This is a genomic window from Mediterraneibacter butyricigenes (assembly GCF_003574295.1).
Classification (GTDB): Bacteria; Bacillota; Clostridia; order Lachnospirales; family Lachnospiraceae; genus Mediterraneibacter_A; species Mediterraneibacter_A butyricigenes.
Genome location: NZ_BHGK01000001.1, coordinates 2,129,885 through 2,151,236 on the forward strand (window position 1 = coordinate 2,129,885; position 21,352 = coordinate 2,151,236).

21 protein-coding genes are annotated in these 21,352 nt (G+C 45.2%); 11 read left to right on the forward strand and 10 right to left on the reverse strand.

The annotated features are described in order from the left end of the window. The first annotated feature begins 131 nt into the window (after positions 1–131). From KGMB01110_RS10565 to KGMB01110_RS10575, 3 genes are read left to right on the forward strand one after another with little or no spacing between them, the layout of a single operon-like run. Positions 132–4,631: a collagen-like domain-containing protein gene (locus tag KGMB01110_RS10565; RefSeq protein WP_136626688.1), complete on the forward strand. Its 4,500-nt coding sequence runs from the start codon at positions 132–134 to the stop codon at positions 4,629–4,631. 32 nt (positions 4,632–4,663) lie between these two features. Next, a complete protein-coding gene (locus KGMB01110_RS10570) occupies positions 4,664–4,954 on the forward strand; it encodes a hypothetical protein (protein WP_243112790.1) in 291 nt (96 codons plus the stop codon). A 34-nt stretch (positions 4,955–4,988) separates the two neighbouring features. Continuing rightward, positions 4,989–5,222: a hypothetical protein gene (locus KGMB01110_RS10575; RefSeq protein ID WP_136626689.1), complete on the forward strand. Its 234-nt coding sequence runs from the start codon at positions 4,989–4,991 to the stop codon at positions 5,220–5,222. Here the strand turns inward: KGMB01110_RS10575 and KGMB01110_RS10580 are convergent. After that, entirely contained in the window at positions 5,180–5,737 is a 558-nt protein-coding gene (locus tag KGMB01110_RS10580; RefSeq protein ID WP_119298224.1) for a helix-turn-helix domain-containing protein, read from the reverse strand. The two genes, KGMB01110_RS10575 and KGMB01110_RS10580, sit on opposite strands and share 43 nt — an antisense overlap. A 186-nt stretch (positions 5,738–5,923) precedes the next feature. Between KGMB01110_RS10580 and KGMB01110_RS15550 the strand changes: the two genes are divergently transcribed. The 5 genes from KGMB01110_RS15550 to KGMB01110_RS10600 all read left to right on the forward strand — a co-directional run bounded on the left by KGMB01110_RS15550 (position 5,924) and on the right by KGMB01110_RS10600 (position 8,699). After that, positions 5,924–6,052, forward strand: coding sequence for a hypothetical protein (locus tag KGMB01110_RS15550; RefSeq protein ID WP_279220920.1), 129 nt, complete (start codon positions 5,924–5,926; stop codon positions 6,050–6,052). 1 nt (position 6,053) lies between these two features. Then, the gene (locus tag KGMB01110_RS10585; protein WP_117603589.1) at positions 6,054–6,272 is read left to right on the forward strand and encodes a hypothetical protein; all 219 of its coding nucleotides are present in this window, start codon (positions 6,054–6,056) and stop codon (positions 6,270–6,272) included. A gap of 51 nt (positions 6,273–6,323) precedes the next feature. Continuing rightward, positions 6,324–7,160 carry an AIM24 family protein gene (locus tag KGMB01110_RS10590; protein ID WP_119298225.1) on the forward strand — a complete coding sequence of 279 codons (837 nt, stop codon included), beginning with the start codon at positions 6,324–6,326 and terminating at the stop codon, positions 7,158–7,160. A 302-nt stretch (positions 7,161–7,462) separates the two neighbouring features. Next, positions 7,463–8,101: a DUF4230 domain-containing protein gene (locus KGMB01110_RS10595; RefSeq protein WP_170141713.1), complete on the forward strand. Its 639-nt coding sequence runs from the start codon at positions 7,463–7,465 to the stop codon at positions 8,099–8,101. A gap of 64 nt (positions 8,102–8,165) precedes the next feature. Beyond that, positions 8,166–8,699: a DNA-deoxyinosine glycosylase gene (locus KGMB01110_RS10600; RefSeq protein ID WP_119298227.1), complete on the forward strand. Its 534-nt coding sequence runs from the start codon at positions 8,166–8,168 to the stop codon at positions 8,697–8,699. Here the strand turns inward: KGMB01110_RS10600 and KGMB01110_RS10605 are convergent. From KGMB01110_RS10605 to KGMB01110_RS10630, 6 genes are all read right to left on the reverse strand, one after another. After that, positions 8,647–9,681, reverse strand: coding sequence for an N-acetylmuramoyl-L-alanine amidase family protein (locus KGMB01110_RS10605; protein WP_119298228.1), 1,035 nt, complete (start codon positions 9,679–9,681; stop codon positions 8,647–8,649). The two genes, KGMB01110_RS10600 and KGMB01110_RS10605, sit on opposite strands and share 53 nt — an antisense overlap. Positions 9,682–9,781: 100 nt before the next feature. Then, on the reverse strand, positions 9,782–10,645 hold the full coding sequence (locus KGMB01110_RS10610; protein WP_243112792.1) for a 4Fe-4S binding protein: 864 nt from the start codon (positions 10,643–10,645) through the stop codon (positions 9,782–9,784). 40 nt (positions 10,646–10,685) lie between these two features. Further along, positions 10,686–11,159 carry a flavodoxin gene (locus KGMB01110_RS10615; protein ID WP_119298230.1) on the reverse strand — a complete coding sequence of 158 codons (474 nt, stop codon included), beginning with the start codon at positions 11,157–11,159 and terminating at the stop codon, positions 10,686–10,688. A 144-nt stretch (positions 11,160–11,303) separates the two neighbouring features. Continuing rightward, positions 11,304–11,924, reverse strand: a complete 621-nt coding sequence (locus tag KGMB01110_RS10620; protein WP_119298231.1) for a TetR family transcriptional regulator — start codon at positions 11,922–11,924, stop codon at positions 11,304–11,306. A gap of 32 nt (positions 11,925–11,956) precedes the next feature. Beyond that, the gene (locus KGMB01110_RS10625) at positions 11,957–12,298 is read right to left on the reverse strand and encodes a flavodoxin (protein WP_119298232.1); all 342 of its coding nucleotides are present in this window, start codon (positions 12,296–12,298) and stop codon (positions 11,957–11,959) included. Positions 12,299–12,450: 152 nt separating this feature from the next. Next, a complete protein-coding gene (locus KGMB01110_RS10630) occupies positions 12,451–12,942 on the reverse strand; it encodes an MATE family efflux transporter (RefSeq protein WP_243112793.1) in 492 nt (163 codons plus the stop codon). A gap of 190 nt (positions 12,943–13,132) precedes the next feature. On the opposite strand from KGMB01110_RS10630, the gene KGMB01110_RS10635 reads away from it, so the two are divergent. Both KGMB01110_RS10635 and KGMB01110_RS10640 read left to right on the forward strand, forming a co-directional pair. Continuing rightward, positions 13,133–13,405 (forward strand): hypothetical protein, encoded by a 273-nt coding sequence (locus KGMB01110_RS10635; protein ID WP_119299187.1) that lies wholly within the window; start codon positions 13,133–13,135, stop codon positions 13,403–13,405. 81 nt (positions 13,406–13,486) lie between these two features. Then, on the forward strand, positions 13,487–15,067 hold the full coding sequence (locus KGMB01110_RS10640) for a glucose-6-phosphate isomerase (RefSeq protein WP_119298233.1): 1,581 nt from the start codon (positions 13,487–13,489) through the stop codon (positions 15,065–15,067). 130 nt (positions 15,068–15,197) lie between these two features. On the opposite strand, the gene KGMB01110_RS10645 is transcribed toward KGMB01110_RS10640, so the two are convergent. After that, the gene (locus KGMB01110_RS10645) at positions 15,198–15,623 is read right to left on the reverse strand and encodes a bacteriohemerythrin (protein WP_117603599.1); all 426 of its coding nucleotides are present in this window, start codon (positions 15,621–15,623) and stop codon (positions 15,198–15,200) included. A gap of 30 nt (positions 15,624–15,653) precedes the next feature. Beyond that, a complete protein-coding gene (locus KGMB01110_RS10650) occupies positions 15,654–16,253 on the reverse strand; it encodes a flavin reductase (RefSeq protein ID WP_119298235.1) in 600 nt (199 codons plus the stop codon). Between the two features lie 472 nt (positions 16,254–16,725). On the opposite strand from KGMB01110_RS10650, the gene KGMB01110_RS10655 reads away from it, so the two are divergent. Beyond that, a complete protein-coding gene (locus KGMB01110_RS10655; protein WP_119299189.1) occupies positions 16,726–19,368 on the forward strand; it encodes a calcium-translocating P-type ATPase, PMCA-type in 2,643 nt (880 codons plus the stop codon). A 115-nt stretch (positions 19,369–19,483) separates the two neighbouring features. Here the strand turns inward: KGMB01110_RS10655 and KGMB01110_RS10660 are convergent, their stop codons facing one another. Beyond that, complete coding sequence (locus tag KGMB01110_RS10660; protein WP_119298237.1) at positions 19,484–21,205, reverse strand: PL29 family lyase N-terminal domain-containing protein; 1,722 nt, start codon at positions 21,203–21,205, stop codon at positions 19,484–19,486. Positions 21,206–21,352: the final 147 nt, after the last annotated feature.

Here is a 21,352-nt window from a genome sequence, read left to right on the forward strand (position 1 = left end):
GCGGTGAATGGAAATTCAGAATATTTTGAGAAAAATGTGGAATTACGCTGGAAGAATGTTAGAAAGAAATTGCAGATTTGCAAATCTGCAATCTGCAGACAAATCGGTACGAAGGGAATGGGAGAAAGCGGATGGAAAAAGACAGAAAGAACCGAAAGCACACAGGAGGAAAATCCTCATACAGAACACACACAAAGGCAGCAGCATTTCTGTCTTTTGTTATGGCAATGATTCTGGGGATTTCTTCTTTTGCCACATTTACCACACAGGCGATGGAAGAAACGGGAACACAGGAAGTTCAGTCACAAAGTCAGGATGGCGCAGATGGAGAAGCTCAGGCACAGAGTTCTGGGGACAGTGTTGACCGGATTTCTTTCGGAACAGCGTTTGGAGACGGAAACGACGCGGCTATTTTATCTCCGGGGGAACCGACTGGATATGATAAAAACGATACGGATAACCCCTTTGGAACCGCAGTCGGAGATCCGTTTACAATCTTCCGGCAATCGGAGTTGTTTACGTATGCGGGAAGTCAGGTGGAGGCCACTTCGGTGGTGGACGTGAATGCCTGGAGTAAGGCTGTAATTTATGATACCAGAAAAGGAACCGATGCGAGTGAAGTGCTGGCAGGGGGAAACTGGACGGCAAAAGAGGATTTGAAATACGGAGATCTTTTAGGATCCGGAAATCTGTTTCTGGCACAGGCAAATGGAGTCCAGACAGTTTCGTTTGATCCCACCGGAAGTGGAAGAGCGGATCATATTGCATGGATCGGACTGTGCAAAAAAGATGGAGCAAACAGAGTCTATGTCTGGGCGTATAATGCCAGAAATCATCGGATGAGCAATCCGGTGGAGCTGGGAACCATGAACTGGGTGATGGAAGATACCCAGGCCTATCAGTTGCAGAATTATCTCTCGATTACGGCCGGGGATTTTGATAAGACCGGAAAGGACAGGATTGTGGTATATGCGGCAATGGATGGGGAAACGATGGCTCTGGTGGAATTGTCGGCAGTGTCTGCGGAAAGCAGTGTAACGCTGTCTGAGGTGAAGCGGGGAACAGCCCTTTTGAATGCAGCATATATGCAGGATGGGGATGCGTATGCGACGTTGAGGAGCAAATCTTCCTCTGATGGAAAATACCGTCTGGGCTGTGACCTGGATGCCGGAGATGTCAATGGAGACGGGATTGACGATCTGGCGGTGATTTCATATACCGAACGTTTCAATACAAATCCGGATCCTCATCCTGAGGTACTGGCAGCAGGTGAGACGATCGTAGAACCGAATCTCACCGTTGCATACGGAAAAAACGCACAGGAGCAGATTTTGGCTCCGGAAAAGAAAAAGAGCATCGCAGTTGCATCCGAAAGAAAGGAAGCGGCAGTCCGGGGAAATGAGGTGTTAGTTCCTCTGTCTCCGACTATCAGCATTGGAAATGTGAGTGGAAACAGTTATCAGGAAATTGTGGTATCCGGGATTGGTGGAAAAATATTGATCGATTATAATGAAACCGTGATGGATTGTGTGGCACTATCCGGAAACAATGATCTGCTCCTTATGACAATTTGTGATTCCGGGGATGCGGATGCGAAACTTGTGCGGGGAATGGTAGCCTCTGACGCTCTGGCAGACGGTCTGACGGATGGATTAAGCGCGCACATGACCTATCCGTCTATGGGGACGACGGCAGTGGCTATCAATGGCAAGGGTAACATCGAGTATGCATTTGCAGGGGGCAGAATATATGATCTGTCCGACGGGACTGCAAAAAAGATGTCAAAAGCGTCTTCGAAATATTTTGAGGACAGTATAGACGGAAATCGGTTTGAGTATCGAAAGAACTATAAGATTGCCTGTGCATATATCAGTCAGGCCTGTGCGGCTCCGGTTGACGGAAATAACAGCGGGTATGAACAGTTGATTTTTACGGCCGGGACCTGTTGGAAGGCAACGGATGCCGGGGCAGAGTACATCACGGATTATACATTGGGAATGATCGGAGTTTCGGGAAGGAACGAAAGCACCCAAATGGCAACCGAGTATTACACGACTCCTTACAGTGGATTTACGAAGGATGTGAATCGACTGGCGACCTCCACCGGCAATTCACTGGACAAAGGAACGGCATGTCTGATCTGTCCGGTAGATATAGATGATGACGGAGTTCTGGCAAAGTACGAAGGAAAAGATTTTATTTATGCGGATCCGCAGGTGGAAGCAGTCCTGCAGGCAGCACCTTATTTTAAAGAACTTGGGAAAAACAGTGGACAGACTTCTTTAAAATATACCCTGTCTTATGAGTATGAAAAGCAAAATGATCTGATCGAGAGCTATTCTTTAGGATTTGCAGGAAGTGTTGGGTATACAACGGAAGCCATGAAAGTGATAGAAGGCAGTCTGCGCCTTGGATATTCGGGGATGACGGATCATTTCCAGGCCAATCATTATTCTACAGAATATACCACAGAGTTTGCTGCAACCGGTTATGATTCCGTGGTGCTGTATCGGACACCTGTGACGTTTTATCTGTATTCCATCTGGAATCCGGAAAAGAAAGAATGGGTAGAGTCAGGACTTGGAACGGCATATGCCGGCAAACCGGAATATGTGCAGATGTCGGTATCGGATTATAATCAGTTCGTAGACAAATATAATGCGACTCTGGATGATCGATATGCTCAGAGCGAACTGACTAAAAAGCCCAATTATCTGGACAAGCTGTCGTCTGATCTGTATGTGGGCAATTCGGGAGATCCATACAGCTATTATCATAAAGGAAAGGGTCAGTCCTCGCCGACGGATCTGGCTATGCTAAATGGAACGGTTTTTGAACTGGGATACAACAGTGGACATAATGCCAGCGAATTTGTAGTGGGAGAAGCTGTGACCAGCGGATTGGAACAACAGCATGGTCTGTTGTTTGATCTGACGATAACCGGAGGCGCACCATGGATCAAAGCCGGTGGTTACGTTACCTTTGAAAATATGTGGGGAACTACGGTCTCCAAAACGAAAGCAGAATCCACCGGTTATCAGGGACAGGTGGAAAATCTGGATCTGAATGAGCTGGTAGAGAACGGATATACAGAGGAAATGGTCAAATCCTATTATTTTGCATGGCAAAGCGCAAAATGGCGTTCGAATCTGCTGTATGAGTATACGGATGCAAAAGGAAATAAGCTGAAGAATAAAGAACGAAGTGTCCCGGTTTATGGATATGTCTTGTCGGATCTGAAAAGCCCGGGACCTGCCGTTACTGATTTGGAAGCGGTTTATGACAGTACAGAAAAGAAGATTACCTTGAACTGGACGGATGCAAATGCAAACAGAGGAGAGCGCCCGGAAAATGCAGGATACAGGATTTACGTGGTGGATATCACGGGAAAGAAGAAGGAAATTGACACGGTTGCAAAGGGAACGACCAGTTATACATACACAGAATTGGACGGACGATATGTCTATGAGTTTGTGATCGTGCCATTGTTTGGATCGGCAAAGACGGAGGGCGGCTTGTCCAACCATGCGGTATGCTATATCCTGAACACCGGATCCGGAAAATCTGCCTATGAACTGGCAGTGGATGCAGGCTTTGAAGGAACTCTGGAAGAATGGCTGGCATCCCTGGTCGGGGCAACGGGAACCACCGGGGAGAAAGGCGAGAAGGGAGAGACCGGTGAAACGGGAGCCGATGGCCGCGGAATCCAGTCGATTACCCTGACGGCTTCTGAAAATGGAATCGACACCTATACCATCACCTATACCGATGGAACCACCTCCACTTTCCAGGTGAAAAATGGAATAGACGGACAAGATGGTGCGGATGGACAGACTGGAAAATCCGCCTATGAACTGGCACAGGAACTTGGGTATCAGGGTTCTCTGCAAGACTGGCTGAATTCACTGGTAGGAGAAGCTGGACAAGACGGAGCCGATGGGCAGGACGGTCAAAACGGAAAGTCTGCCTATGAGCTGGCAGTAGAAAATGGATACAACGGCACAGAATCCATGTGGTTGGCATCCCTGATCGGAGCAACCGGAGCCACAGGCGAAAAAGGGGAGAAGGGAGAGACCGGTGAAACGGGAGCGGACGGCCGCGGAATCCAGTCAATCACTCTGAACGCTTCGGAAAATGGAATCGATACCTATACCATTACCTATACCGATGACACGACCTCCACCTTCCGGATTAAAAACGGAACGGACGGAAAAGACGGGGCCGATGGCAAGGATGGTGCAAATGGAGTAGCCGGGCAGAACGGAGCGAATGGCACGAATGGAACCAACGGAGCAGCCGGACAAAACGGAACCAATGGTGCAAATGGAACTGCCGATGCTGTGGCACAAGAAGACGAAACGACCCAGGATGTACCGGAAAGCAATACCATTTATGGCCTGGAAAATGTAGGAATTGATAAAAACGGGGATCTGGTACTGTTGCTGAGCGGCGGAAAACAGGTGCGGGCAGGTCATGTCAATGAAGATGGTGCGCTGGAGGTCGGAAGCGAGCAGATTGCCAGAGTGGAAAAAGCCCTGAAACTTGCGTGGCTGGCACTGATTCTTGCAATTGTATCACTGGTTCTTACAATCGGCTCCTTTCTTCCGGAGTTGAGAAAAAAGAAAAAATGACGTATGATAGAGAGGAAAAGGAGGGTGGCACAGTGTTTACACAACCGGATCATACTTATCGGGAGATTCAGGAACGTTCCTTTCAGCAATGGTTAAATGAAATGGAACATCATTCTGATCTTGCAGTCAGTGGCGGAGTGCGCCTGGCGAGAGAATATGTTCAATATTTAAAAGAGGAGATTAAGCGTCAGGAAGCATCGAATCAGTTAAAAGCCGATTACATGAAAAAATTAAAGAATGAAATAAAAGAAAAAGAGGGAAGAGACGACTTGTGTCAATCTGATGGAAGTCTTCCGCAAAGAATTCATTTGTCAGAAATTTGAAGCCCATAATCATACAGAAGAAACGCTGTTTGCGATGACGGGTGGAATCCTGATCCCGTTTGCAAAACCGGGAAAATTTACAGAAGACGAGATCCACATTTTCTATATCCCGAAAGGGGCAGGAATCTCCTGCAGACCGGGCGTCTGGCACTGGGCACCGTATACACTGGAAGAATCGGTGATGTGTATGGTCATCTTTAAGAAAAATACCAGTCGGGAGGATATTTATTTTACCGAACTGGCAGAACCGGCTGGCTTTGAACTCTGAGAACGGAGTCTGGATTTTTCTTCGTTTAGGAGTTCAATATTGATTCCTTTTTCTCCGGCAGTTTTATCGACCCAGAGATTTAAGGAATCTACCGCCAGAGATACTTCATCCAGCTTCTGGCTGATAAATGCAAAGTCTTTGATTTCATCGTCCGTGATCTTTCCGTCACGGGCGATTTGAATTAAACGACCGGTCAGCGGATTGATCTCGTTTAAGCTGGCAATGGTTTCCAGAATGATATTGGAAAGTTCAGAGACTTCCACTTCCGGCACATACCGTTCGCCGATGGTGCATTTGTGGGAACAGTAGTAGTTGCACAGATCCGGACGTTTGTAGCAGTCTGCCATCTGAATGATATCGTAGGGAGTTGGCTCCTGCAGCTCGTATTCAAATTTTTCGATGCGGGAGGCAGAAAGTCCCGGCATCAGTTCACTGGCTTTTTCACGGGTCAGCCCCTGAGCTTCCCGGCAAAGTTGGTAGATTGTTTTATTTTCACGTGTGGATTGTTTTCCCATTTCATTTGCCTCACAGTTCTTGTTTATTTCACAAAACCAGAGAAATACACCGGCGTAATTCTTTAAAATGGCGGTGTATTTGCTGTTTATAGTTGATTATACTGGAATTATGAAAAAACGGCAAGAATGGGTCGGAAAAAGGAAACGTTCAAACAGAGAGCGTTCCAAAAGAAATGAGGTGGCAGTTTGAATGCAGAACAGAGGCTCAGACTGATCCGGGTCATAGAAAAAATCAAAAGAAATCCGGAATTCAGTGAAAAGCTGGGGATTCGGGATCAGTCGAAGTTAAAGTCACGAAAAGAGGAGGAAGAATAAAATGTTATCACTATTGTTTATGATTTGCGTGTTCTGGATATTTGGAAAATTATTTATCTTCGGATTACGCGCGGCCTGGAGCGTTTCAAAATTATTATTGACGGTTGTGCTCTGGCCGGTGATTCTGATTGGGATGCTGATCGGAGGATTGCTCCATCTGGCATTTCCGATTCTGGTGATCGCCGGGATCTGGGCGTTGTTTACATCAAGACAGCAGTAAAGAGTGAAAAAGCAATAAAAAAATATAAGGATTACAAAGGAGAAAAACATTATGAAAATCAGAAATCTGGAAAATGAAAACAGAAAAGTCATTAAAAGTGTAGACAATTTTCACGTATTGGAATATGTGAAAGATGCCAGTGTTTCCCCGATGAATGCGGCGGATGAATACTTTATGAGTCAGATGAATGTACGAAGAAGACAGGTTGTCATTGATCTCAGCAAAGATCATTCTGCAATTATTCAGGCCGGAGCAATGCAGTGGATGGGGGGAAACGTACAGGCAACGACTGGTGTGAAAGGAATCGGGGATCTTTTCGGAAAAGCAATCAAAGGGGCTGTGACAAAAGAATCCGCTGTGAAACCGGAGTATGTAGGAGAAGGATGCCTGGTATTGGAACCGACCTATAAGTATATTATTTTAGAAGACATATCAAAATGGGGTGCAGCAGGAATGACCATCGAGGATGGAATGTTTTTAGCCTGTGATTCTAATGTGCAGAGTAAAATTGTGGCAAGAAAAAATGTATCATCAGCGGTGCTCGGTGGAGAAGGGATTTTCAATCTGAGTCTGCAGGGAAATGGTGTGGCAGCACTGGAGAGCAATGTTCCGGAGGAAGAACTGATCGAGATTGAACTGGAAAATGATGAATTAAAAATTGATGGGAATCTGGCAGTGTGTTGGTCCTCAAATCTGGACTTTACAGTAGAACGCACTACAAAGACACTGGTAGGATCAGCGGTCAGTGGAGAAGGGCTGGTCAATGTATACAGAGGAACCGGAAGAGTCCTGATGTGTCCGGTTGCACCGACAGATTCGCTCTTTGCATCAACAAATACAATGGCAGCCAAAGCAGCTGCAAAGAACAGTAATACTTTCGGAAAATAGGATAATAAGACCGGAAACGGGCAGCGGGATACTTCTCAGAAAATATTTCAGAGGAGTCCTGCTGTTTTTAGGTGTTCCATATTCGAGAGTATTTCTGATGATCCCTCCGAAAAAAGAGAAATATACGGGGATAAATCAAGAAAAAAGAAGTGTATTTTCTGGCAAAGGCCTCGTATACTTGATTTATCAAACGACAGAAATGCCGGGAGACAGGACAGACTTTAACGGTCCGAGAATTTCAGGATCATGAAGAAAACATTATGGATTGGATGAAGGAAAGAGAAACCACAGGAGGAAACAAAATGGCAGAACTTAGAAGAAAAGAAGAAAAAAGAGAAAGACGGGAAGGAAGAAGATTCTCATTTTCAAAAGTCAAACTGGTTGCAGTGGTGGTAATCGTGGCGCTTGTCTTTGCCGGAGGTATGGGATTTCGTCAAACACTGGATAAGATGTGGAACAAGACAGAAGTGACGACAGACTATATCAGCGGCAAGCTGGAAAATGTAGGAGAACTGACCACGCAGAAAGTTACTTATTCGGCACGGCTGACGGTGGAAAAAGGCGAGATTCCGTTTATCACGAAAAAAGGTTTCACGATGGTTTATAACGCAACGATGACTGCGGGTATCAAGATGGAAGATATGAAGATCAAAACCGCGGACAAGAAAGTGGTGATTACCGTGCCGCACGCAACTGTGATCAGCAATAAAGTAGATCCGGATTCCATTCAGTTCTATGATGAAAAGAAAGCTCTTTTTAACTGGAGCACAAAAAATGACGTTTCAGAAGCAATCTCTATGGCGGAAAAGGATGTGAAGGAGAATCCTACCGTTGATACCGAGGAACTGCTGAATAAGGCGGACGAACATCTGGAAGAACTGATACATGCATTGTTGGATGATTCGGTGGATGGACGCGAAGTTGTGGTGGAATTTGAATAGAAAGTTCCTGTTTACATAAAATCATGGGAACAGCCACGATGACTTGAGAAAAAGGAGCATCAATATGGAATATGAACACATCGTCCACACCTTTCAGCCGGTTTTTGACGAACATTCAGAGATATTGATTCTGGGAACTTTACCATCGGTGAAGTCCAGAGAAAATCAGTTTTATTATGGACATAAACAGAATCGTTTCTGGAAGGTCCTGGCCAAAATATGTGAAGAGTCGATACCGGAAACCATCGAAGAAAAGAAAGAAATGCTGTTGCGTAATCATATTGCAATCTGGGATGTGATTGAAAGCTGTGATATCAAAGGTTCCAGTGACAGCAGTATCAGGAATGTGGTTCCGACAGATCTGAGTTGGATTTTGGAAGGATCACAGGTAAAGAAAATCTTTGCGAATGGGAAGAAGGCGGGAGCGTTATATCAGAAATACCAACAGCAGATAACCGGGATGGAGGCGATAGTGTTGCCCTCTACCAGCCCGGCAAATGCTGCCTGGTCGTTTGAGCGGTTATATGAAGAATGGAAACACCAGCTTACCAGGAATATTGGTTCAATCCCTGCACCAGACCATCCGCCAGTTGGCTGAGGGTGGAATCGGAATGATCAGAGGCTGCATTTCCAAGTTCCACATCGACGGATGGAATGGTACTGTACGAGGTCTGGGTCAGATCTACACTCATATGACCATTCTGATAAATGGTGGCACCGATGTTACGAAGTCCGGCAACCAACGCTTCTCCCAAAGCGTCATGCTGCTGCCAGTGGGAAGCAACCGGTTCCATGGATTTCAGAGTATCCGGTACAGAAATGTAGAAACATCCTTTGTCATAGTTCAATCCGTCGCCATCCCAGTGGAGGGCGATATGACAGTCTGCCACGTGATTGCAGAGAACAGTTCGTGCCACATTGTCGAGTTGGACATCTTCGCCGTCACGCACCATCAGGACATCATACCCTTCTGCAAGAAGTTTTTCTTTTAAAATCTGAGCCATGCGAAGTGTGACGGTTGGCTCAGGGGTACCATCTGCAAATGTCATACCGGAAGAAACCGCGATGGCCTGAATGGCACCTTCTGCGGTACTGCCGCCAGTCGTCTTTGGGGACCCGTCTGGATGGCAGAGCGTTTTTACCGCGGTGCCACCGGAAGTTCCGTGACCTGCATTTACTCCAATGATCTTTCCCTTTCGGTTGGAAGTGGCAAGATAAATTGTAGCAGTTCCAGAAGAGATGGCGGAGTGGTCCGCATATTTCCAGGACGGATCCAGTGCAACCTGCTGCCCGTTGGTGTAATTGGAAGAAGGGATAGAGGGATTCGATATGGAAGCGTTCTGTGCAATCGCTTCTTCCACAGCATCTGTAAAAAGTCTGGTACAGTGATCTCTTCTGGAATCAGAGAAAAATCCGGATAGCCGGTGTGAAACCAAGGAAGAGGATATCAGTTTGCGGAAAGAAGAATCGGAAGAGCTGGAACCTTTCTGTAGTTTAGAGAGGGGCGTTTTATCGTTACATGCAGTCAAAATACAACTGCACAGAAGCATACAGAAAACGGAAGTATATAGTTTTTTCATAGGAAGTCCTCCTTTGCTTTCCTTTTATTTTAAAAGCTGCACATAGATTCGGCAAGAGGAAAGGCCGCAGAAAGTAAGGAAAAACCGGCAGAGCCGGAGTTTATAAGAAAAACTCTGACTTTGCCGGTTTTGTATAATTCTGTTTTAACATTTCTACATGGGATAAAAAGGCCGGATCATCAAAATATTTGGCATGAGTAGGGCAACTGCGCACGCAGGTCTGACATTTGATACAGATGCCGGTGATGATAGCGGGATCTTTTTCATCAATAGAACCCATGGGGCATTTCGTGGCACATAGGCCACATTGCTGACAACGATCCGGGTGGGTTTTCGGAACTGCTTTTAAAAATTTTGCCGGTTTTCCGTCAACCCCCAGAGGGGTGTAGTAGGTCGTAGGTGGATTTTCACCGGGAACGTCCACTGGCGGAAAAAGGGAAGCTGCGCAGCGATCGGAAGAAAAACGGTCAACTGGACCGGATAATTTGGAGCAAATCTGAGCCGCAAAAGTATGAAGTAGTTCAAAGTCCGAGAAATCCGGACGTCCGTGTCCGATCTGATCGGAAAAACTATGACTGGTACTTACTGCAGCAGCTGCGATAGTATGGAAAGCATTATGCTCCAGAAGATTACGGAGTTCTATCAATGCATTGTCATAGCTGCGGTTGCCGAAGGCTACGAGTGGAATGGCGATTCCACCATTTCCCTGAAAATGATCCTGAATATAGGGCATGATCTTATTTGGCACACGTCCTGCGTAGACCGGTGTCCCAACGAGAACCAGATCTGTGGCCTGAAAGATGAAATCCTTGGTTCTTTGTCTGGGCAATGTAAAGTCATAAGTTTCCACAGGCAGAGACAGGTGGGTGGAAAGTTTCTGCGCCAGAAACTGAGCCACGTCTGACACGTTTCCACAGGGACTGAATGTAACGGTACATATTTTGGAAATAGGGGAGTTCTTCACGAAACCCACTCCTTTCTCACTTTGAAAAACAAAGGTTGGTTTATGCCAAAGTATCCACCCAAGCCTTGATATCTGCCGGTGTTGCTCCATTTAAAAGCTTTTCAGATACAAACTGAGCAGAAGCGTCTACGGATGGTTTTAGATTCTGAACTGTTTTGCCGAATCCGCTTCCACCGGATGTGGCGAAGAGAGCAATTTTCTTTCCGGAAAAATCTCCGCTCTCCAGGAAGGTATTGATGATGGTTGGAGCGACATACCACCAGATTGGGAAACCGATGATAACGGTGTCATACTGTGAAAGATCTGGAAGATCCTTTACAATTTCCGGACGGGAAGCCGGATTGCTCATTTCCACAGAACTTCTGGATTTTTTATCCATCCAGTTCAGGTCTGCGCTGGTATAGCGAACGGTTGGTTTGATTTCATAAAGATCTGCGTTTGCAGCAGATGCAACCTCCTTTGCAACAGATGCGGTGATCCCGCTGGCACTGAAATATGCAACTAATGTTTTCATGTGTTTCAAGCTCCTTTCCTAATAAATAAGCATCATTGATGTACTGGCTGTGGCGGGTCATGGATGGACTTCCGCAGCCATATCCTAAAATTATCCCTTGATCCTGAAAATTACAATAGCGAACCAGAGTCTGATAAAAGACCGTCAGGACAATAGCCGCAGGACTGCGGCTTTCGTCAGAGCGTAGAGGGAGGGGTAGATATAATCCACACCCGCAGCCTGCATGGCTTTCTTTTGCTTTTCTGTTACGACCGTGTAGGGATAGATTCCAAACATGAACGGGAAAAAGGCATAGACAAACTCCTGTTGTTTGGAAAGGTCCATATCCGGGCGAAATTTTCCAAGCATCGCCATGACCGCATGAAGCGCATTTCCGTAAGAAACTTTGAAGTCCGTCAGAAGTTTCAGACGGCTGTTGTCTTCCAGATCATAATGGTTCATGGATAAGATTTTTAAAAGCTGGTGACGTTGATCCAGAGAATGGGCAATGGCATCAGCAATTTCCTCATTGTTCAGGGCATCGTGGCTTTCTGTAATCTGATTCAGTTCGTCGACCCAGGTGTCATATTCCCTTTTCAACAGAGCAAGGAAAATTTCTTCTTTGGTTTCAAAATAGTTGTAGATTGAAGTCCGGGAACAGGAAGTGATCTGTCCGATTTCCTTGATGGTGATTTCTCGGAAACTCTGGGTTTGATACAACTGTTCACAGGCGTTGATGATTTCTTCTTTTCGTGCATTGGTTCGCTCTTCGGATCCTGTAGGCATAGATATGATTTCCTTTCTGCTGGTGTATTGATTTATTGGTGAGTTTCAATCCAGGAAGAAATTTCCTCATCGGAAGCATCTGCCGCAAATCGTTGTCCATCGGCAAGGTTCAGATCCGGGTAGAGGGCGTGAAGATCACTCAGGCTCTGCTCGATACCGCTACTTCCGGAGGTACAGAACAGATATAGCGTTTTTCCGGTCAGATCATAGGTTTCTTTCGGATCTTTGGCAGAATCCGAAGCTTTGGTGGATTCCGCTTTGGAAGGGGAGCTATTAGCATTCGGGATGGATGATGTGGTCGAAGAGCCAGAACCGAAGGCGGTCAAACCGAGGAGCAGTGACAGACTGAGAAGTCCGAGAAATAGTTTTTTCATAAAGATACCTCCAAATATACTGGCATTATGTCAACATATGAGGTATTATAAAACGTTTCTGACATCGTGTCAAGAAATGGAGACTATCCAGTGTAAAAATGCTTTGATCGTTCAGACAGATGAAGCAAATCGTTTGGATGGACGGTAATACATCAAGGTAAAGAAGATGCAAATCGCAGCCAATCCCAGGCTGATAGGATAAGCGAGCATGACGGTTTCAAAGGTTCGATGTTTCCGGCTCCGTAGTTCTGTCCGACAAAGGTGGTACAGGCCTGACTGAACGAGTTGAAAATATAATATGCGAAGATTTCCAGATTGAAAGCAGCACTGGATGCGACGATCGTAATGGTTCCAAGGCTGTTGATGGCAGACTGCACCGCGATATTTGCAATGGCAAAGACCGCACTTTGGAGTCCGGTGGGGAGTCCGATCTGTAAAATTCGTTTGAATACAGTAAGATCAAACTGGAAATATTTGCGTTCCACTTGGACGGGTTGTGTGGTCAAAAGCAGTTTGCGAAACAATAAAACGGAGCTGATCACGTTGGATAATACGGTGGCAAGAGCGACACCGTTTACGGTCATTTTTAGGACCAGTAGGAAGAACAGGTTTAATAGGACGTTTAAAACAATGGAAGGATTCAAAATAATTCCTCCCAAATCATAAAGCTTTCGTTTATAATGAGCAGAGATATTATAGATCTAAAAGAAAAATGATAGCAAATACTTATAAACTATCGTTTATGATAACTTGAAGGAATTATATACGGATTCAGTGGAAGTTTAGCGACTCAGAACAATGAAACGAATATACGGGGAAAAAGAGGAAAAGAAAATGGCAACAGACAGAAGCGACGAATTATATCATGTGTTAAAAGAGAAAGGATACCCGGAGGATTTCTGCCGGGAGATTGCATACCGACAGATGAATACTGATTATACGGCAACAAGAATGTTGGGGTATTTATATCGAATTTCCAATCCCAGACCGGAGGATGTGGTGGATGAAATGCTGGCGATTTTAAGCGATCGGAACGCGATTATGCAGAAAAAAGAACTGGAGCATGCACAGGCGACGATTAACGAAATCTATCGAAAGGGACTGTGATTGTTGCCTTTACTTCAATCCGGAATCAGAGTATAATATAAATAAAATAGTTATAACATTTATTTCAAGGAGGATTCCAATATGGTAAACTGGAACAATTTAGATACCCTTGCATCATTTCAGACTTTGACAAATGTAAAAGAAGTAGATCTGAAAGCTGCTATGACAGGTGAGAGCGGCGCAGATCGTGTGAAGAGATACAGTGTCCCGATGGCAGCAGGCATGGCGTTTAACTATGCAGCGAAAAAAGTGGACGATGACGTGCTGGAAGCTCTGGCAAAACTGGCAGAGGAAGCACAGTTGGCAGAGAAATATAAAGAGCTCTACAACGGAGCCGTGATTAATACCGGAGAGAAGAGACTGGTGCTCCATCAGTTGACCCGCGGACAGCTTGGAGAAAAAGTTGTGGCTGACGGTGTGGACAAGCGTGAATTCTATGTGGAACAGCAGAAGAAATTCTCTGAATTTGCGGAGAAGGTACATGCAGGCGAGATCGTCAATGCAGCCGGAGAAAAATTTACCACAGTGGTACAGATCGGTATCGGCGGAAGCGACCTTGGACCGCGCGCCATGTATCTTGCACTGGAGAACTGGGCAAAGAAGAATGATACCCTGAAAATGGAAGCAAAATTCATCAGTAACGTGGATCCGGACGATGCGGCAGCTGTTCTGAATTCCGTAGATGTTGCTCATTCGATCTTCGTTCTGGTGTCCAAATCCGGTACAACCTTAGAGACACTGACCAATGAATCTTTCGTAAAAGATGCGCTGAAAAATGCAGGACTGGATCCGGCAAAGCACATGATCGCAGTCACCAGTGAGACTTCTCCGCTGGCAAAGAGTGCAGATTATCTGGCAGCATTTTTCATGGATGACTATATCGGAGGACGTTTCTCTTCTACATCTGCAGTTGGAGGAGCCGTTCTGTCCCTGGCATTCGGACCGGACGTATTTGCACAGTTCCTGGAGGGCGCAGCAGAGGAAGACAAGCTGTCTATGAACGAAAATATTCTGGAAAATCCGGAGATGTTAGATGCGCTGATCGGGGTATACGAAAGAAATATCCTGGGATATCAGGCAACCGCCGTTCTTCCGTATTCTCAGGCACTGAGCCGTTTCCCGGCACATTTACAGCAGTTGGATATGGAATCCAACGGAAAATCCGTGAACCGTTTCGGTGAGCCGGTAAATTATGTGACCGGACCTGTAATTTTCGGAGAACCGGGAACCAACGGACAGCATTCCTTCTATCAGTTGCTGCATCAGGGAACGAATATCGTACCGCTTCAGTTCGTAGGATTTAAGAACAGCCAGATCGGTACCGATGTTGTGATCGAGGACAGTACCAGCCAGCAGAAACTCTGCGCAAACGTGGCTGCACAGATCGTAGCATTTGCCTGCGGAAAAGAAGATGAGAACAGCAACAAGAATTTCGAAGGTGGACGTCCGTCCAGCATCATCATCGGAGACCAGTTGGATCCGAAGGCTCTGGGAGCATTATTAGCTCACTTCGAGAACAAGATCATGTTCCAGGGATTCCTGTGGAATGTCAACAGTTTCGATCAGGAAGGCGTTCAACTTGGAAAAGTTCTGGCAAAACGGGTGCTTGCTCATGATACAGACGGAGCACTGAAAGAATACAGCGATCTTCTGAATATCTAAGGTATGAAAGGTATTATATGAAGAATTAAGAACGCAGAAAAATACCGGAAGTGTCAAGTGACAGATTTCTGGATTGCGTGTGGATACAAGAAAGTAAAGGGGAGCGAAAGCTCCCCTTTTTGTCTGATGATTATAATCTGTCAGGATTATCATTGAGATGAATATATTCAGCAACAGAACGGTCAAATGTTTTAATATGATGGAACAGCCAGTCAACGACATTGACTTTTACCTGTTCTGTAAATTGCTCATTTGGTCCTTCGTTTTCGTTTAAGAAATCATATAATTCCCGGATAGATTTTTTAAATTCTTCGTGCTTTTCCTGATGTCTGGCAAGTTCAGGATAGGAGACTTCTCTTTGCAACTGTTCTTCTTCCTGAAAATGGAAATTCGTATATTCATCCAGATAATCTAGCATTTTGATTGCTTTTATTTTGCTGTCACCGGATTCACAGGCAGTTACGAACTGCTGAATCCGATGAATTAATTCTTCATGCTGTGCGTCGATGGTATCATTTCCTGTAATTAAATTATCATCAAATGTAATGTTCGTCATAATTCGTTCTCCTTTGTAAAATAAATTGGGTTATAAAGGTTTGAAATCAGAGGCCGGGTGCTTGCAAATTGGGCAGATAAAGTCTTCCGGTAATGGATCGTCCTCGTAGATATAGCCACATATAGTACAGACATAGCCTTTTTTAGAAGTTTGCTCTGGTGCCGGTTTGATGTGCTGCTGGTAATAGCTATATGTTACGGACGGATCATTGGATAACACTTCTGCATCTGTCACATCGGCCAGGAATAAAGTGTGTGTACCGAGATCGGTGGTGGAGATCACTTTCGCACTGATATAGGTATTGGTTTCTTCCGGCAGATAGATGATCTGATTTGCCGAACGTTTGAAGGGAATGCCGAGCGCTTTATCTATATCCGCACCACTCTGAAACCCCCAGTGCTTAAACGTATCAAAGGAAGTGTGTTCCGTCAGGATAGAAACGTTAAATTCACCGGTTCGTAAAATCATGTCGTGCGTATAATTTTTTTTATTCACAGCAACAAGAATCCGATTTGGAGAAGTAGTGACCTGTGTGACTGTGTTTACAATACAGCCGTTATCCTTGTCGTTTTCGCGTGTGGTTAATGCAAAAAGTCCGTAAGACAAGTTATACATTGCTTTGTTGTTCATAAACATCACCTCGTGTTATGGAATTATATTTAGTGTGGCAATAATAAGGAGTCTTTTTCTTTGTGATATCTATAAGATACCCGGAAATACAGAAAAAGTATGTAACAAATGTTACGGAAATGGAAAATATTTCTATTTATAAACCGGGAATTTTAAAATGCAGAAAACATGGCAAATGAAAGAGATATAAAAGATAAGAAGTTAGCATTGACTAACCTTTGGGCACTATGATACCCTACGAAAAGAATAATTCGTCCGTGAGGGAGTAGTGGCGCGAAGCGCGGTAAGTCAACATCCTGGCTGATAGAAATTCAGTCTGGCTTACCTTAATCAACGAGACTCATGTACAGCATAACGTGCCGTACAATGAGAGTCTCTTTTTTTATGTCGGTACGTGATGTACCGGCTTTTTTATTCTATAAAATATTCCCGATCAAGGGATACTACAAAAGAAGGGAAAGAAGCAATCATTATGAAAGATGCTTTTTTGAAATCAGCAGATCTTGTATTGGAAGAGCTGAAATCTGATGGAGAACATGGAATGAGCCTTGCACAGGTGGAAGAGTCCCGGGAAAAATACGGAAAGAATTCTTTTACACAGCAGGCCAGAGAATCCATGGCGAAGAGAATCTGGGACGCCTCCACAGAACCGATGTTGTTGATGTTGATTTTTGCAGCAATCATCACACTGGCGGTCAATATTACCAGATATTTTACAGGAGGGGAATACAACTTCCTGGAATGTGCCGGGATTTTTGCGGCAATCATTCTTTCGGTTGTGATTACCATCGTGACAGAAGGAAAGAGCGCCAAAGCGTTTGAGGCGCTGAATCAGTTAAATGAAGATACACTGATCAAAGTAATCCGAAACGGGGAGCCTTGTCTGGTTCCACAGCGTGATATCGTGGTGGGAGATATTCTTCTGGTAGAAACCGGGGATAAGATCATCGCGGATGGTCGACTGATCAAAAGCAACGATTTGAGTGTAGATGAGTCGGCACTGACCGGAGAAAGCCTGCCGGTAGATAAGGCAGCAGATGCAGTCTGTTCAGACAAAACACCGGTGGCGGAGCGGAAAAATATGCTGTATTCGGGATGCTTTGTCTCTGCCGGAAATGGACGGATGGTGGTAACGGGTGTCGGAAATGATACAGAATTTGGTCTGATCGCGCAGGAACTTTCTTCCATCGAAAAGACCACCACTCCGCTGCAGGAAAAACTGGATCGTCTGGGAAAAGGAATCACCGTGTTAGGGGCATCCGCGGCTGCTATCGTATTTTTACTGCAGGTCGTTCAGTTCTTTATGGCAGGAACTCTGAATTTGAATACGGTTTCCGATGCGTTTATTACCAGTATTGTCCTGATCGTGGCAGCGGTTCCGGAAGGATTGCCGACGATCGTGGCGGTTTCCCTGGCGTTAAATATTATCAAAATGTCCCGGGAAAATGCGCTGGTGAAGAAAATGATCGCCTGCGAGACCATCGGTTGTGTCAATATCATTTGCTCCGACAAGACAGGAACGCTGACGGAAAACAAGATGACCGTTCAGAAATTTTACCGGGCAGGAGAACTGCTGGAGCCGGAAGAAATCAAAGATGAGACGCTTCTTCACAATTTCTGTATCAACAGTAATGCAAACATTAATGAAGAAGACGGAACCTGGACCTTTATCGGAAATCCGACAGAATGTTCCCTGCTGGTAGCAGCACATAAATCCGGAACGGAGTATCAGGAATTGCGACAGACAGCAGAGGTTGTCCGTGTCTTCCCATTTTCCTCTCAGAAAAAAGATATGAGTACAATTGTCCGGGAAGAGAACGGACTGGTACTCTATACGAAAGGAAATCCGGAGAAAATCCTCTCCCTTTGCAACGACATTTCAGAAGAAGAACAGAAACATATCGGTGAGTTGATGGAAGAGTTCCAGAGCCAGGCAGGACGTCTTCTTGCCTTTGCTCATAAAGAACTGGAAGATTACCAGGACGAGGATCAGGATGAACTGGAACAGAATCTGAAATTTGATGGATTTGTGGTGATCTCAGACCCGTTGAGTGAAGATGTCTATGGTTCCATCAAGAAATGTCAGAAAGCCGGAATTGAAGTAAAAATGCTAACCGGAGACAATATCCGGACAGCCAGAGCCATCGCAAATGAACTGCACATGCTGGATGAAAATCACATTGCGGTGGAAGCTTCTGAGATTGAAGAAATGTCAGACAAAGAACTGAAACGGGAGCTGAAACGAATCCAGGTGATCGCCAGAAGTACTCCGATTGTGAAAATGAGAGTGGTAAAACTTCTGAAAGAAGAAGGAAATGTGGTTGCGGTTACGGGAGACGGAATCAATGACGCGCCGGCTATTAAGAATGCAGATGTGGGAATCGCCATGGGAATTGCCGGAACGGAAGTGACAAAAGAAGCCAGCGATATGGTGCTTTTGGACGATTCCTTTACGACGATTGTAAAAGCGGTACAGTGGGGACGTGGAATCTATGAGAACTTTAAACGATTCATCCAGTTCCAGTTGACGGTCAATGTATCATCGGTTGTGGTGGTTATCGCCTCGATTCTGGCAGGCTTCCCGGCACCGTTTACGGCGCTGGAACTGTTGTGGATCAACATTATCATGGATGGACCGCCGGCACTGACACTGGGCTTGGAGCCGATCCGTGACGATCTGCTGAAGCGCAAACCGACAAAGCGAAATGAAAATATCATTTCGAAGAAAATGTTGATACGGATCTTTGCGAATGGAATCTTTATTTCTGTGATCTTTATGCTTCAGCATTTCACCAATTTCCTGGGAGCAGCACCAAAAGAGCAGGATACCGTGTTGTTTACCCTGTTTGTACTCTTCCAGTTGTTCAATGCATTTAACTGCCGGGAACTGGACGATACTCTGATGGTGAAAAATGTTATGCGAAATAAGCTGATGCTTGGAATCTTTGCAATTGTACTGGTTCTGCAGTGTGCGATCACTCAGTTCGGAACGGCCGTATTTGAGACGGTGCCGCTTTCCCTTGGAATGTGGGGCAAAATGTTTGCGACCGCATTCAGTGTAGTGGTGATCAATGAATTGTGGAAGATCGGGAAAATGCTGGGAAAGCGTGACTAAGAGAATTGAGAGATTTTAGATGAACAGCCGGACTTTAAAAGGTCCGGCTGTAATTCTGTATGCTGTGTGCGCCTTGTGGCGTACATGGATAGAGGGCGAAAGTCCACCCCTCGATTTATTCAATAAAATCTGCTTTCTTTTTCAGTGCATGATACAAGACGACTGACAATACAATACACCACAGAAGTGCCAGTCCTGCCACTGCGCCGATGATAATAATTACAGGTGAATTTCCGGTATTTCCAGAAGCTTCAGCCTGTACCCCGGTATCTTTTTCACCGATCCACCAGTGACCATTCTCTCCGATATATGGAGTCAGGCCATCCTGTCCGTCTTTCGCATCATCTCCGGTTACTTTTCCGAGATTGAGTGTGGTTCCATTTGTCAGGCTGATGAGAAGTTCACCATTTTCATTGATCTTTATTTGGGCAATCCCGATTCCGTCAGCCCCGTTTTTTCCATTAGTACCGGATGTGCCTGTATCTCCTTTTTCGCCATCTTTCCCATTGGTTCCTGCTGTACCAGTGTCTCCTTTTTCGCCATCTTTCCCATCGATACCTGACTTACCGGTATCACCTTTGACAGACGCTTGTACACCAGTATCAACATCATCCAGCCACCAGTGACCATTCTCTCCGATATATGGAATAAGACCATCTTCTCCTTTTTCTCCAGTCTCTCCCTTTTCACCGGCATCCCCTTTCTCGCCGTTTGCTTTCACATTAAGAGAAGTCCAGGTCTGACCATCGTCATAGGAAACATACCAGTAATTATCCTCACCGATTTTCAACTGTGGTGTTATGCCGTCCTGTCCTGCGGCACCGGTATCGCCTTTATCACCTTTATCACCCTTGTCTCCTTTGTCACCCTTTTCTCCAACGGAAGCAGGGTCAAGCCAGCCGGCATTCAATGTCAGATCGTCCGTAATAGCTGTGCTGAAATCAAACCCTGTGCCATCTGCTTTTCTCCATCCCGTGAATACAAATACATTTCCGGTATTTCCAGGTGCTTCAAGAGAAGCGGCTCTGCCGCCTGACGGAAGAACCTGAATTGCAAATACGGCATCGCCATTCCTATAAGTAACTGTTTTTCCGACGGTCATTCCATCTTGAAGAGCACCATAGTATATTCCGCCGCTCACGACAGCTTTAATGCTCGCAGTCCCTATATTTTTTATTTCTCCGTAAAAAGAAGTGATAGACGTAGCTGTATTGCAGATGGTTCCCCGGTTACTGACTTCACAATCTAATCTGCCGCCGTTCGCATAGATCTTTCCTTTGTTTGTCAAAGAGGTATCATTTGTAAATCTGGCCGTACCGCTTATCATAAATGAAGCATGACGCTCCAGATTTAAAGAAGCACCTTTGCCAAAGCTACCTCCGGTCATATTGATCGAAACAGCAGTTTGATCATAAGCAGCCGTACTTGCATCAATCTCAGCGCCGCAAATTGCACCACCTACAGGAATTGATGAATCATCATGACCGGAATTGGGATTGCTGTCCTGAATGGTTAATTTCACTCCGGAGATATAACTGATATCGTCGCCGTAAATAACACGTGATCCCGAGTGTAAATCAAACAATGTGCCACCTGATTTTTGCAACACATGTCCGTTCAGATCAATCGTAACCGTTTTGTTCTCCTTAATAGTGATCGTATCGGAAAGCGTTACATCACTGTCCAGATAATAATTACCACTTTCCAGACTCTTTCCACTATACTCGTCTGTCAGTTTTGTCCAGCCGGTAAAGTCTGACGCGTATACCACGGGCATTGGCATAAAGCACAATGCAATACACAATAGAAGCAGGATACTCCAGATTTGTTTTTTCATAAGGTTTCCTCCGTTCGTACAATGACTGTTTAAAATATAATTTCATCCGCATATGAAATTGCATATATGCAACCATATTCTCAGTCTTTTTTGTATCTTAACATACAGGAATATTTCGCACATCGTCCATTTGGGTAAAAAAATGGA